13 protein-coding genes are annotated in these 13,434 nt (G+C 75.7%); 12 read left to right on the top strand and 1 reads right to left on the bottom strand.

Going from position 1 to position 13,434, the window contains the following annotated elements:
- Window positions 1-139: 139 nt before the first annotated feature.
- Window positions 140-760, top strand: coding sequence for a sulfite oxidase-like oxidoreductase (locus HS048_RS14580; protein WP_196467233.1), 621 nt, complete (start codon window positions 140-142; stop codon window positions 758-760).
- 324 nt (window positions 761-1,084) lie between these two features.
- Window positions 1,085-1,837 carry a LytTR family DNA-binding domain-containing protein gene (locus HS048_RS14585; protein ID WP_068894467.1) on the top strand — a complete coding sequence of 251 codons (753 nt, stop codon included), beginning with the start codon at window positions 1,085-1,087 and terminating at the stop codon, window positions 1,835-1,837.
- Between the two features lie 582 nt (window positions 1,838-2,419).
- On the opposite strand, the gene HS048_RS14590 is transcribed toward HS048_RS14585, so the two are convergent.
- Entirely contained in the window at window positions 2,420-3,262 is an 843-nt protein-coding gene (locus HS048_RS14590) for a deoxyribonuclease IV (RefSeq protein ID WP_068894224.1), read from the bottom strand.
- Window positions 3,263-3,441: 179 nt separating this feature from the next.
- Here HS048_RS14590 and uraD point away from each other — a divergent pair, with 179 nt between their 5' ends.
- The 10 genes from uraD to HS048_RS14640 all read left to right on the top strand — a co-directional run bounded on the left by uraD (window position 3,442) and on the right by HS048_RS14640 (window position 13,425).
- The gene (uraD, locus tag HS048_RS14595; protein WP_196467234.1) at window positions 3,442-4,026 is read left to right on the top strand and encodes a 2-oxo-4-hydroxy-4-carboxy-5-ureidoimidazoline decarboxylase; all 585 of its coding nucleotides are present in this window, start codon (window positions 3,442-3,444) and stop codon (window positions 4,024-4,026) included.
- Window positions 4,023-4,337: a hydroxyisourate hydrolase gene (gene uraH / locus HS048_RS14600; protein ID WP_196467235.1), complete on the top strand. Its 315-nt coding sequence runs from the start codon at window positions 4,023-4,025 to the stop codon at window positions 4,335-4,337. Before uraD ends, uraH begins: the two co-directional genes overlap by 4 nt.
- A 1-nt stretch (window position 4,338) precedes the next feature.
- On the top strand, window positions 4,339-5,235 hold the full coding sequence (gene pucL, locus HS048_RS14605; RefSeq protein WP_068894222.1) for a factor-independent urate hydroxylase: 897 nt from the start codon (window positions 4,339-4,341) through the stop codon (window positions 5,233-5,235).
- A 14-nt stretch (window positions 5,236-5,249) separates the two neighbouring features.
- Window positions 5,250-6,125, top strand: a complete 876-nt coding sequence (locus HS048_RS14610) for a xanthine dehydrogenase family protein subunit M (RefSeq protein WP_196467236.1) — start codon at window positions 5,250-5,252, stop codon at window positions 6,123-6,125.
- Window positions 6,125-6,610 carry a (2Fe-2S)-binding protein gene (locus tag HS048_RS14615; RefSeq protein WP_196467237.1) on the top strand — a complete coding sequence of 162 codons (486 nt, stop codon included), beginning with the start codon at window positions 6,125-6,127 and terminating at the stop codon, window positions 6,608-6,610. The genes HS048_RS14610 and HS048_RS14615 overlap by 1 nt, the downstream gene beginning before the upstream one ends.
- A gap of 128 nt (window positions 6,611-6,738) precedes the next feature.
- A complete protein-coding gene (locus HS048_RS14620; protein WP_196467906.1) occupies window positions 6,739-8,136 on the top strand; it encodes an 8-oxoguanine deaminase in 1,398 nt (465 codons plus the stop codon).
- Between the two features lie 96 nt (window positions 8,137-8,232).
- On the top strand, window positions 8,233-9,567 hold the full coding sequence (locus tag HS048_RS14625; protein WP_196467238.1) for a glycerate kinase: 1,335 nt from the start codon (window positions 8,233-8,235) through the stop codon (window positions 9,565-9,567).
- A 140-nt stretch (window positions 9,568-9,707) separates the two neighbouring features.
- On the top strand, window positions 9,708-11,000 hold the full coding sequence (gene allB / locus HS048_RS14630) for an allantoinase AllB (protein ID WP_196467239.1): 1,293 nt from the start codon (window positions 9,708-9,710) through the stop codon (window positions 10,998-11,000).
- 187 nt (window positions 11,001-11,187) lie between these two features.
- Window positions 11,188-12,222, top strand: a complete 1,035-nt coding sequence (alc, locus tag HS048_RS14635; RefSeq protein WP_196467240.1) for an allantoicase — start codon at window positions 11,188-11,190, stop codon at window positions 12,220-12,222.
- A gap of 60 nt (window positions 12,223-12,282) precedes the next feature.
- Window positions 12,283-13,425: a DUF418 domain-containing protein gene (locus HS048_RS14640; RefSeq protein ID WP_196467241.1), complete on the top strand. Its 1,143-nt coding sequence runs from the start codon at window positions 12,283-12,285 to the stop codon at window positions 13,423-13,425.
- Window positions 13,426-13,434 lie beyond the last annotated feature (9 nt).

The raw sequence follows: 13,434 nt of genomic DNA on the forward strand, positions 1-13,434 counted from the left end.
GCAGGCGCTCCCGTCTCATCTGGCGGAACGCGTGTTCCCGCGGCGCCCGGCGCCCGGGCAAAGAGGGAGCCGCCCGTCCGCCGGGAAACGGGCGGTGGCAGGATTGCCCCGTGCCAACGGGGAAACGGCGAGGGGAGTGATGGTGGATCGGACCCAGGATCCGCTGGAGGAGGACCGCCTGCCCCCCGGGCAGTACGTCCCCAGAGGGCGTCCGGTGATCCACTACGGCAGGGTGCCGACCTTCCGCCCGGCGACGTGGGAGCTGCAGGTCATGGGGGCGACCGCGTCGGGCGAACCGCACCGCTTCTCCTGGGAGCGCTTCTCCGAACTGCCCCGCACGACGGTCCTGGCGGACTTCCACTGCGTCACCAAGTTCTCGATCATGGGCAACGAGTGGTCCGGGGTGTCCGCGGCCACGCTGCTGGAGATCGCCCCGCCCGCGCCCGCGGCCGGGCACGTGATGATCTGGGGCGAGTACGGCTACAGCGCCAACGTCAGGATGAGCGACTTCGCCCGGGAGCACACCCTGATGGCGACGGAGCTGGACGGCAAGTCCCTCTCGCCGGAGCGCGGCTACCCGGTCCGGGCGGTCGTCCCGCACCTGTACGCGTGGAAGAGCGTCAAGTGGGTGCGCGCCGTGGAGTACATGGTGGAGGACCGGCGCGGCTTCTGGGAGGAGCGCGGTTACCACAACATCGCCGACCCGTGGCGGGAGCAGCGCTACTCGTACCAGGAGGAGCCGGGCGAAGGCCCGCCCTGACCGGAGGCCGGGCCGGTACGGCGGGCGCGGCCCCGTCGGCCCGGGTCGCCGTCCACCGGGTCCGGGGCGTTCACCGGGCCTGTGTCCACCGGGTCCAGGGCGTTCACCGGGCCTGTGTCCACCGGGTCCGGGGCGTTCACCGGGCCCGCGTTCATCGGGCCCGCATCCACCTCGTCCGGGCGCGCCGGCGGGCCGGCAGGCCCCGGTCCTCCGTGGTCCCGCGCCTCCCGGAACACGGCCGGGATGACGCGTTGTAGCCGGATCTTTACCCATTGCTCGCCGTATCGCTTGCGGTCCCGGTGCCCAGTGGGCAACGTGTGGGCCATGTTGCGCGTCTTGGCCGTCGACGACGAGACCCCCGCCCTGGCGGAGCTGGCCCGCCTGCTCCGCCAGGATCCCCGCATCGAGCACGTCTCCACCGCCTCCGGCGGCGTCCGGGCGCTCCAGGACATGGTCGCGATGATCGGCGCGGGGGAGCGGCTGGACGGCCTCTTCCTGGAGATCCGGATGGCCGGCCTCGACGGCCTGGACCTGGCCAGGCTCGTCGCCGGGTTCCCCCGGCCGCCCCGCCTGGTCTTCGTCACCGCCCACGAGGAGTGCGCCGTGCAGGCGTTCGACCTGGAGGCGGTGGACTACGTGCTCAAGCCGGTGCGCGCCGACCGGCTGGCGGAGGCCGTCCGGCGGCTGGAGGCCGCGCTGCCGGCGGCGGCCGCGCCGGGTCCGGAGGACGTCATCCCGGTCGAACTCGGCGGGCGGACCCGGTTCGTCCCCCGGCAGTCGGTCTGGTTCGCCGAGGCCCGGGGAGACTACGTGCGGCTGCACACCGTCGACGGCAGCTACCTGATCCGCATGTCGCTGGCCGCGCTGGAGCGGCGCTGGTCCGGTGCGGGGTTCATCCGCATCCACCGCAGCACGCTGGTGTCGGCGCGGCACGTCAAGGAGATGCGCTTCGACGGGGGCAGGGCGGTGCTCCAGGTCGGCACCGAGACACTGCCGATCAGCCGCCGCCACACCCGGCAGGTCCGCGAGCAGCTGGTCCGCCAGTTCCAGGGCCGGCCTCCGGCCGCCGGGACATGAGCCGGTGATGGTGGGTGTGGAGTCTTCCGGCGGTGCGGACGACCGTTCGTCGTAGGCCGACGACCGCTCGTCGCGTCGCCACTCTCCGCACACCGATAACTACACACCGTTCAACGCGCTGCTCGGAAAGCCGGTTTCCCCTGATCAGGCACCCCCATAGTGTTCCTGCATCGGAGAGCCGATCCGCCCGGCCAGGGGGGACGGAGCCGCAGGGCTCACAGGATCTGGCGGGTGGAGTTCCGGGTGGGCGGCGGTGGACGGCCGCCCGGCCGCCGGACCCTGAAACCCGGGGGGGAGGGTCCGGCGGTCTCCGGTGTGAGGGGGACGCCCGCGACGACTCGCGGGCCGAGACGTGATCCGGCCCCACGGGGGCGGCCGGATCGCGGGCCGGGCGTCCGTCGCATCCCCGGCGGCGGGGTGTCCCGGCGCCGCCGGGGCGCGTGCCGCCGGACCGCGGAGGGCGGGCGGGGCGCAGGGCGCCGCCGGACGGCGGCAGGCCCCGGACGGCAGCGGGCCGGGGCGGCAGCGGGCCGGGGCGGCGGAGCGACCGGGGAACGGCCGGGGATCGCGGGCCGGGAGCCGTCAGAGTTCGTCGCGGAGCTTCTTCAGCAGCTCGATGTCCTCGCGGTGCTTGTCGGCGCCGCCGGGGGTCTCGATGCAGAGCGGGATCCCGGCGGCGGCCGGGTGGCGCATCAGCTCGGCGAACGCCGCGGCGCCGATGTGGCCCGCGCCGATGTTCTCGTGCCGGTCCTTCTTGGAACCGCACACGTCCTTGGAGTCGTTGGCGTGGATCAGCCGGAGCCGTCCCGGAGCGACCGCGTGCAGGCAGTCGAGGGTCTCGCGCACCCCCTCCGCGGTCGACAGGTCGTGGCCGGCGGCGAAGGCGTGGCAGGTGTCCAGGCAGACGCCGGCCTTCGGGTGCCAGTCGAGCGCCGCCAGGTAGGGCTCGAGCTCCTGGACGGTCGCGCAGAGCATGCCGCCCTGCCCGGCCATCGGCTCCAGCAGCAGGTCGGGGCCGTCGTCGGGGAGCTCCTCCAGGAGCGGGAGCAGGTGCTCGCGCAGCTGGCGCAGGGCTTCGTCGCGGGTCTGGCTCACCGCCGACCCGGTGTGCACGACCAGCCCTCTGGCGCCGATGGCCGCGCTGCGCAGCAGGCCGTGCCGTACGGTCGCCACCGACTTCTCCAGGGTGTCGGTGCTGGGCGTGCCGAGGTTGACGAGGTAGGGGGCGTGCACGAAGGTCACCGTGCCCGACGCGCGGAGCAGCTCGTCCTGGGCCGGGTCGCCCGCGGCCAGGGCCCAGCCGCGGGGGTTGGTGACGAACACCTGGATCATCTCGGCGCCGATGTCCGCGGCGGACCGCAGTCCGCCCTTGGCCAGGCCTCCGGTGACGGAGACGTGCCCGCCGATGAGGGAGAGAGAAGTCATGATGCCGCCCAGTCTAGGCGCTGACCGCGACGGTTCCGGGAAGGGTGACGGGAGTGGACGGTCGCAGCGCGAGGGCGGATCCCCGGACGTGCCCGTTGGCAGCATCTGCCGCGGAGCCGGGCGCCTCTGGTCAGGATCCGCCGAAGAGGCATGCCGGGGCCGGTGTGTGTACTGCTGCCATGCCGAACACGGGACCGGACACGGGGCCGGGCACGGGTCCGCGTGCGAGGCCGGGCACGGGACCGGACGGGGGAGCCCCGGCGGGGCTGGCCGGCTTCAACGCGCTCGGCGCCGCCGAGGCGGAGGCCGGGCTGCTGGCGTGCTGCGCCTCGCCGGTCTTCGCCCGCGCCGTCGCCGCGGGGCGCCCCTACCGGGACCTCGCCGGGCTGACCGCGGCGGCGGGCGCGGCCGTACGGGGACTGGACTGGCCGCAGGTGCTCCGGGCGCTGGCCGCGCACCCGCGGATCGGCGAGCGCGCCGCCGGGACCGGTCGGGAGTCCGCCTGGTCGCGCCGCGAGCAGTCCGGCACGGCCGGGGCCGGGCGGGAGGTGCTCGACGCGCTCGCCGAGGGCAACCGCCGCTACGAGGAGCGCTTCGGCCACGTCTACCTGGTCTGCGCCACCGGCCTGTCGGCCGCGGAGCTGCTCGAGCGCCTGCGGGGGAGGCTGGCCTGCGACGAGGAGACCGAGCGCCGGACCGTCCGGGCCGAACTGGAGAAGATCACCTTGCTGCGGTTGGCGAGACTGCTGGGGGAGGAGCCATGAGCCTGTCCACACACGTGCTCGACGCGGCGGTCGGCCGACCCGCCGAGGGCGTCGCCGTACGGCTGCTGACGGACGACGGGACACTCCTCGCGGAGGGGAGCACCGACGCCGACGGCCGGATCACCGGGTGGCGGACGGGGCCGGGCGTGCACCGGCTGGTCTTCGGCACCGGCGCCTACTTCGCCGCGCGCGGCACGGACTCCTTCCACCCGGAGGTCTGCGTGGCCTTCCGGGTCGACGACCCGGACGAGCACCACCACGTGCCGCTGCTGCTGAGCCCGTTCGCCTACTCGACCTACCGGGGGAGCTAGCGTGACCGTCGTCCTCGGCCCCAACCGCTACGGCAAGGCGGAGACCCGCCTGGTCCGCGTCACCCGCGACGGCGGCGTCCACCACCTCAAGGACCTCAACGTCAGCACGGCGCTCTCCGGCGACATGGAGGACACCCACCTGACCGGGGACAACTCCGCGGTGCTGCCGACCGACACGCAGAAGAACACCGTCTACGCCTTCGCCCGCAGGCACGGGGTGGACCAGATCGAGGAGTTCGCGCTCCTGCTGGCCCGGCACCACGTCGGCTCCCAGCCGTCGATCCGGCACGCCCGGGTGGAGATCGAGGAGTACTCCTGGGACCGGATCACACCCGCGGGCGACCCCGGAGACCGGCGGCACTCCTTCGTCCGCTCGGGCGCCGGGGTGCGCACCTGCGTCGTCCACCACGACGCCGACGGCCGCACCACCGTGGTCTCCGGCCTGGCGGACCTGACGGTCATGAACACGACCGGTTCGGAGTTCCACGGGTTCGCCCGCGACGAGTACACCACCCTGGCGCCCGCCACCGACCGGATCCTGGCCACCGCCGTGACGGCGCGCTGGCGGCACGCCTCGCCGGACCCGCCTCCCGGCGGCTCCTACGCGGAGTCCCACGCCGAGGTACGGCGCTGCCTGCTGGAGGCGTTCGCGCAGACGCACAGCCTCTCCCTCCAGCAGACCCTCTACGCGATGGGCAGGAGGGCGCTGGAGACCCGTCCGGAGATCTGCGAGGTACGGCTCGCGCTGCCCAACCGGCACCACTTCCCGGTGGACCTGGAGCCGTTCGGGCTGGACAACCCCGGGGAGGTCTTCTACGCCGCCGACCGCCCCTACGGGCTGATCGAGGGCGCGGTCCTGTCCGAGGGCGCCCCCGGCGCCGGCTTCGCGTGGGACTGACGGAGGTGACGGCGATGGACTTCCTGCGGCCCCGGAGCTGGGCGGAGGCGCTGGCGGCCAAGGCGGAGCGGCCGGAGGCGCTGCCCGTCCAGGGCGGCACCGACGTGATGGTCGAGATCAACTTCGCCGTCCGCCGCCCGGAGGCGCTCCTGGACCTGAACCGGGTCGCCGAGCTCGCCGCCTGGTCCGCCGAGGAGGACGGCCGGCTCCGGGTCGGCGCGGGCGTGCCGTACGCGCGGCTGATCGACGAGCTCGGCGACCGGCTGCCGGGCCTGGCGCAGGCCGCGCGGACGGTCGGCTCGCCGCAGATCCGCAACCGGGGCACCGTGGGCGGCAACCTGGGGGCGGCCTCCCCCGCCGGGGACGGCCACCCGCCGCTGCTGGCCGCGGACGCGGTGGTCGAGGTCGAGTCCGCCGCCCGCGGTGTGCGGATGATCCCGGTGACGGAGTTCTACCTGGGGGTCAAGCGCAGCGCGCTGGAGCCCGACGAGCTGATCCGGGCGTTCTGGGCGCACCCGGCCACCGGGCCCCAGTACTTCTCCAAGGTGGGCACCCGCAACGCGATGGTGATCGCGGTCTGCTCGTTCGCCCTGGTGCTCCGCCCCGGTGAGCGGCGGGTGGGCACCGGCGTCGGCTCGGCCGCCCCGACGCCCCGCCGGGCCGCGGCCGCCGAGGAGTTCCTGGCCGCCGAGCTCGACTGGGACGGGCCGCTCGACGAGGCCGTGCTCGTCCGCTTCGGTGAGCTGGTGGCCGGGGCGGCCGCCCCGATCGACGACGTGCGCGGCACCGCCGCCTACCGCCGGCACGCCCTGGCCGTGCTGGCCCGACGCACCCTGACCTGGGCCTGGAACGACCTGCGGGCCGCGGGCCCCGAGAGGAGGACCGGCTGATGCGCGTCACCTTCACCGTGAACGGCCGCCGCCGGACGGCCGACGACGTCTGGGAGGGCGAGAGCCTGCTGTACGTCCTGCGCGAGCGCCTGGGCCTGCCCGGCTCCAAGAACGCCTGCGAGCAGGGCGAGTGCGGCTCCTGCACGGTCTACCTCGACGGTGTGACCGTCTGCGCCTGCCTGGTCGCGGCCGGCCAGGCCGAGGGCCGCGAGGTCCGCACCGTCGAGGGGCTCGCCGACGGCGACCGACTCGACGAGGTCCAGCGGGCCTTCGTCGAGTGCGGCGCCGTGCAGTGCGGGTTCTGCACCCCCGGCCTCGTCGTCCAGGCGCACGACCTGATCGAGCGGACCGGGCGCCCCTCCGACCCGGAGATCCGCGAGGCCCTCGCCGGCAACCTGTGCCGGTGCACCGGCTACGAGAAGATCCTCGACGCGGTGCGGCTCGCCGCGGCCCGCAGGGCCGAGAGCGGGGAGGCCCACCGGTGAGCCCGGCGGCGGCTCCCGAGCCCGGCGGCGCGGGCCGGAGCGCGGGTGCGGGCGCGGGCCGGAGCACCGGTACGGGCCGGAGTACCGGTACGGGCGCGGGCGGAGGGCGGCGCGGGGGCACCGTCCTGATCGAGAACGCGTACATCGCCCCGGTGACCGGCGAGGAGATCCCCCGGGGGTACATCAGGATCGACGGCGACCGGATCACGGCCCTCGGCCCCGGCCCGGCCCCGGCGATGAGCGCCACACAGGGGGTGGAGTGGATCGACGGGAGCGGCTGCCTGGCCACCCCGGGCCTGGTCAACACCCACCACCACCTCTACCAGTGGGCCAGCCAGGGGCTCGCCCAGGACGCCGCGCTCTTCGACTGGTTGGTGGCGCTCTACCCGGTCTGGGCGGCGATGGACGCCGAGGTCGTGCACGGCGCGGCGGGCGCCGGCCTGGGCTTCCTCGCCCTGTCCGGCTGCACCACCTCCTCCGACCACCACTACGTCTTCCCGAAGGGCCGCGGCGATCTGCTCGCCGCCGAGATCGAGGCGGCCCGCGAGGTGGGCGTGCGCTTCCACCCCGCGCGCGGCTCGATGGACCGGGGCCGCTCGGCGGGCGGCCTGCCGCCGGACAGCGTGGTCGAGCGGCTCGACGACATCCTCACCGCCACGGCCGAGGCGATCGACGCCCACCACGACCCGTCCTTCTCGTCGAAGCTGCGCATCGCGGTCGCGCCCTGCTCGCCGTTCTCCGTCAGCGCCGACCTGATGACCGAGGCCGCCGCGCTGGCCCGGGACAAGGGCGTGCGCCTGCACACCCACCTCGCCGAGACCCTGGACGAGGAGGAGCACTGCCTGGCGCAGCTGGGGCTGCGCCCGGTCGGCTACCTGGAGCGGCTCGGCTGGCTCGGCCCGGACGTGTGGGTCGCCCACGCGGTGCACCTCGGCGACGCCGACATCGACGTCTTCGCGCAGACCGGCACCGGCTCGGCGCACTGCCCCAGCTCCAACGGCCGCCTCGGCGCGGGCGTCGCGCGGGTGGCGGAGATGCTCCGGCGCGGCGCCGTCGTCGGCCTCGGCGTGGACGGCAGCGCCTCCGCCGAGCTGACCTCGATGTCCGGCGAGATGCGCCAGGCCCTGCTCCTGCAGCGGGCGCGGTACGGTCCCGCCGCGCTGACCACCCGTCAGGCCCTGGAGATCGCCACCCTCGGCGGCGCGCGCAACCTCGGCCGCGAGGCCGAGATCGGCTCGCTGGAGCCGGGCAAGCTCGCCGACGTCGCGCTCTGGCGGACGGACACCCCCTTCGCCTCGGCCGTGGCCGACCCGGTCGCCGCCCTCGTCCTCGGCGCCCGGCAGCCGCCGCTGGCCCGGCTGCTGGTGGGCGGGGAGACGATCGTGGCGGACGACGAGCTGCGCACCGTCGCCCAGGACGAACTCGGCCGGACGGGAGGCGCCGCCCACCGCCGGCTCATGCGCCTGGCCGGGGAGCAGGGGCTCGCGACCGCCGGGGAGGTCGGACCTCCGCCGGGACAAATGTGATGATGGTGCTCCACATCACCGGATCCGGGCGTGCGGCCCTGCCCGCTCGCACCGGGCTGGGCCGCACGCCCTGTGATTCTCCACCAGGGAGCAAGGTTGTCTGAGCCGTCGGGGCACATCGTCATCGCCCCGGACAAGTTCAAGGGATCGCTGACCGGAGCCGAGGTCGCCGCCCGCGTCGCGGCGGGTCTGCGCCGGTCCGACCCGGAGGTCGCCGTGGTCGCGCTGCCGGTGGCCGACGGCGGCGACGGGACCGTCGACGCCGTCGTGGCCTGCGGATTCGAGCGCGTGGAGGTCCAGGTGACCGGGCCGGTCGGCGAACCGGTCCACGCCGCCTACGCCTGGCACCCGTCCGGCACGGCGGACGGGCCCGATCCGTCCGGCCCGGCCGGGCCGGGGGTACCCACGGCGGTGATCGAGCTGGCCGAGGCCTCCGGGCTCCGGCGCCTGCCGCCCGCAGAGACGCCCGCCGGGGTTCCGGCAGGGGTTCCGGCCGGGAGTACGCCCGCCGGGACCTCCTCCGGGGAGGCGCCGGGATCGCCCGGACCGGCGGGCCCGGCCGCGCACGGCGGGGTCAGGCTCGCCCCGCTCACCGCGACCAGCCGCGGCACCGGCGAGCTCATCGCGCACGCCGTACGGCGCGGCGCCCGCCGGATCGTCCTCGGCCTGGGCGGCAGCGCCTGCACCGACGGCGGCGCCGGGATGATGGCGGCGCTCGGCGTGCGCTTCCTGGACGCGGACGGCCGGGAACTGCCGCCCGGCGGAGCCGCCCTGCGGGACCTGGCGCGGATCGACACCTCCGGGCTCGTGCCGCTGGACGGCGTGGAGTTCGTGGTGGCCTGCGACGTGGACAACCCGCTGCTCGGCCCGTACGGCGCCGCCGCCGTCTACGCGCCGCAGAAGGGCGCCACCGGCGAGGAGGTGAGGCTGCTGGAGGCCGCGCTGGCCCGCCTGGCCGCCGTCGCCGCGCACACCCACGGCCTGACCGGCGCGATCGAGCACGACGGCGTCGTCCGGCCGATGGGCGTCGCCGCGCAGCCGGGGGCCGGGGCCGCCGGAGGCGTGGGCTTCGCCGCCGTCGCCTTCCTGCGGGCCGACATCCGCCCCGGCATCGAGTACCTGCTCGACCTGCTCGGCTTCCGGCGGCGGCTCGACGGGGCGCGCCTGGTGGTCACCGGAGAGGGCTCGCTGGACGAGCAGACCCTGCGCGGCAAGGCGCCGGCCGGGGTCGCCGCCGCCGCGGGCCTGGCGGGCGTCCCGGTCGTCGCGGTCTGCGGCCGCCGCGCCCTCGGCGACGACGAGCTGCGCAGGGCCGGCATCCGGGCGGCCTACGCCCTCACGGACGTCGAGCCCGACCCGGAGCGCTGCATGGCCGAGGCGGGCCCGCTGCTCGAACGCCTCACCGCCAAGCTGGCCGCCGACTGGCTCTGACCGCCCTGACCGTCCCGACCCACCCCGAACCGACCACCCCGAACCGACCACCCCGTCCGAACCGGCCGGTCCGGCCCGGTCCGGGTGGATCGGGCCGGACCGGCCGACCGCTCCGCCCCGGGACCCGCTGGAGGACACCCGTGCACGATCTGGTCATCACCTCCCGCCGGGTGGTGCTGCCCGACGAGGAGCGGCCCGCGGCGGTGGCCGTACGGGACGGCGGGATCACCGGGGTGCACGACCCCGGCGCCGCCCCGGAGGCGGCCGAGCGGGTCGACCTGGGAGACGTCGCGCTGCTGCCGGGACTCGTCGACACCCACGTGCACGTCAACGAGCCCGGCCGCACACACTGGGAGGGTTTCGCCACCGCCACCCGGGCCGCCGCCGCGGGCGGGGTGACCACGATCGTGGACATGCCGCTCAACTCGCTGCCGCCCACCGTGGACCCGGCCGCGCTGGCGGCCAAGCGGCGGGCCGCGGCCGGGCGGTGCGCGGTCGACGTCGGCTTCTGGGGCGGGGCGGTCCCCGGCAACCTCGGCCGGCTGCGCCCCCTGCACGAGGCCGGGGTCCGCGGCTTCAAGTGCTTCCTGTCCCCGTCGGGAGTGGAGGAGTTCCCGCCGCTGGACGCCGCCGGGCTCCGGGCCGCGCTGGCGGAGGCCGCCTCCTTCGGCGGCCTGGTGATCGTGCACGCGGAGGCCCCGGAGCTGCTCACCGAGCCCGCCGGGCCCGCCTACCCGGAGTTCCTCGCCTCCCGGCCGGGCGAGGCCGAGCGCCGCGCGGTCGAGCTGGTGATCCGGTTGGCGCGGGAGACCGGCGCGCGGGCGCACATCCTGCACGTGTCGTCCGCGCTCTGCCTGGAGCCGCTGGCCCGGGCCCGGCGGGCCGGGGTCGGGATCACCGCCGAGACCTGCCCGCACTACCTCACCCTGGCCGCGGAGCAGGTGCCGGAGGGCGACACCGCGTTCAAGTGCTGCCCGCCGATCCGCTCCGGGGAGAACCGGGACGCGCTCTGGCGGGGGCTGGCCGACGGGGTGCTGGACTGCGTCGTCTCCGACCACTCGCCGTCCGCTCCCGACCTGAAGGTGCCCGACTTCGCCGCCGCCTGGGGCGGGATCTCCTCCCTGCAGCTGGGGCTCGCGGCGGTGTGGACGGAGGCGCCCCGGCGCGGCCACGGCCTGGGCGACGTGGTCCGCTGGATGGCCCGCAACCCCGCGGCACTGGCCGGGCTGGACGGCAAGGGCGCCATCGCCGCGGGGGCCGACGCCGACCTGGTCGCCTTCGACCCCGGCGCGAGCCGCACCGTGGACGCCTCGTCCCTGCACCACCGGCACCCGGTCACGCCGTACCACGGCAGGACGCTCCGGGGGGTCGTCCGCGCCACCTGGCTGCGCGGCCGGCTCGCGGGCGGGACACCCCTGGGCAGGCTGCTGTGACCGGCGGGCCGTACCGGGGCCGCGCACCCGACCGGCCGTCCCGCCCCCGCCGGTGCGGCCGGGTGGGACCGCACGCCCCGGCGGTCGTCCCGTCCGCGGCACGCTCCCGCCGGTACGCCGGACGGGGCCGCACGCCCCGCCGGCCGCCCCGTCCGCCACGGCCCGCCCGCACCGGAGAGGCTCTCCCGTGAACGCGTTCACCTCGCTGCCCGACCTGGCCCTGCGCACCCACGGAGGCTCGGTCGTCGCGGCCAGCGACGAGTCCTTCGCCGAGAAGGAGAGCCTGATCCGCCCCGGGCGCCCCGCCTTCCAGCCGCACACCTTCGGAGCCAGGGGACAGGTCTACGACGGCTGGGAGACCCGCCGCCGCCGGGAGCCGGGCCACGACTGGGCGCTGGTCCGGCTGGGCCTGCCCGGCGTGGTCCGCGGCATCGTGATCGACACCGCGTGGTTCACCGGCAACCACCCGCCGTACGCGTCGGTGGAGGCCGCCTCGGTGGAGGGGTATCCCACGGTCGCCGAGCTCCGGGCCGCCGAATGGACGGAGATCGTTCCGCGGAGCGCCCTGACGGGTGACGCCGAGCATCCCTTCGAGGTCGCCGACGGGCACCGCCGTACGCACGTCCGGCTGAACATGTTCCCCGACGGGGGCATCGCCCGCCTGCGGGTGCACGGGGAGGTCCGGCCCGACCTGTCCGTCTACGAGGGCCTCGGCCTCGACCTGGCCGCCCTGGAGAACGGCGGGCTGGTCACCGGCTGCTCCGATGACTTCTACTCCTCGCCCGGCAACGTCATCGTCCCCGGTTCGGCCCGCACCCAGGCCGAGGGCTGGGAGACCCGCCGCCGCCGCGACGGGGGCAACGACTGGCTGGTCATCCGCCTGGCGGGCGCCGGAGTCGTGAAACTCGCCGAGATCGACACCACCAACCTGGTGTTCAACGCCCCCGGCTGGGTCTCGCTCACCGGAATGGCGGACGGACGGGAGTTCGAGCTGCTGCCCAGGACCCGCCTGCAGCCCGACACGCGGCACCGCTTCCGCCTGGACGGCGACGCGGCCGCCACCCACGTCAGGGTCGACGTCTACCCCGACGGGGGCCTCGCCCGCGTCCGGCTGCACGGTGTGCTGAGCCGGGCGGGACGGGCCTCCGGCGGCGCCGGCATCCTCCGAACGGAGGATGCCGGCCATCGTCCGTCCGCCGGTGGATCGCGCACGGTCGCATGATCCGATGACCGGGGTCCTCCTCGCACACTCGGTGGGAACCCATCGAGCCGAGGAGGGGAAATGGTCTCCACCCTGGGGCTGCGGCCGGTCGGGGAGGGCGAGCGCACGCTCGCCCCCGACCTCGCCAGAGGCGTCATGCTGGCGCTGATCGCCGTGGCCAACTCCGCCGTCTACCTGTACGGCCGCCCGTACGGCGTCCGGCAGCACATCATCGAGCACGACCTGCCGGACCGGGTGGCGGCGGCACTGACCATGACGTTCGTGGACGGGCGGGCCTACCCGATGTTCGCCGCGCTGTTCGGCTACGGCATGGTGCAGATCTGGAACCGGCGGCGGGACGACGCCGAGGGACGGCGGGTCCTGAGGCGGCGGAGCCGGTGGCTGATCGCCTTCGGGGCGGTCCACGCGGTGCTGCTGTTCTCCGGGGACGTGCTCGGGGTGTACGGGCTGCTCGGGCTCGCGATATGCGGGCTGCTGCGGGTGCGCGACCGGACCCTGCTGGTCCTCGCCGGAGTCTGGCTCGTCCCCGTCGCCCTGCTGTCCGCGCTGGCCTACGACACGCCCCGGGCCACGACGGAGCGGACCATCTTCTGGTCGCTCGCGGCCGAGGACCCGCTGACGGCGCTGGCGCTGCGGCCGATCGAGTGGGTGATGACCCCGGTCGGCATGACGGGCGTGTTCACCGCCGCGCTCGTGGGCGTCTGGGCGGGACGGCGGGACCTCCTGGCCGCGCCGGACCGGACGGTACGGCGGGCCGCGGTGTGGGGACCGCTCATCGGGGTGCTCGGAGGACTGCCCGTGGGGCTGGTCGCGACCGGTTTCCTCGACGTGGCCGGACCCGCCGGGGTGATGGCGCTCAACGCCGTCCACGTGGTTTCGGGCATCGCCGCCGGTCTGGGGTATGCGGCCCTGATCGCTCTGCTCGCGCGGCGCATCGGGATGCGGCGCGGCCGGTCGGTGACCGCGCTGGCGGCCTGCGGTCAGCGCTCGATGACGTGTTACCTTCTGCAGTCGGTGGTGTTCACGGCGCTTCTCCCCCCTTATGCGATCGGGCTCGGCGGACGGCTGGGATCGGCCGCCACGGTCGCGCTGGCCGTCGGCACGTGGGCCGCGACGGTGGCCGCGGCCGAACTCATGCGCAGGGCCGGAGCGCGCGGGCCCGCCGAGACGTTGCTGCGGCGCCTGACCTACCGGCGCGGGTGAGAGCGAGGG

Source organism: Planomonospora sp. ID91781, from assembly GCF_015711595.1.
Lineage (GTDB): Bacteria > Actinomycetota > Actinomycetes > Streptosporangiales > Streptosporangiaceae > Planomonospora > Planomonospora parontospora.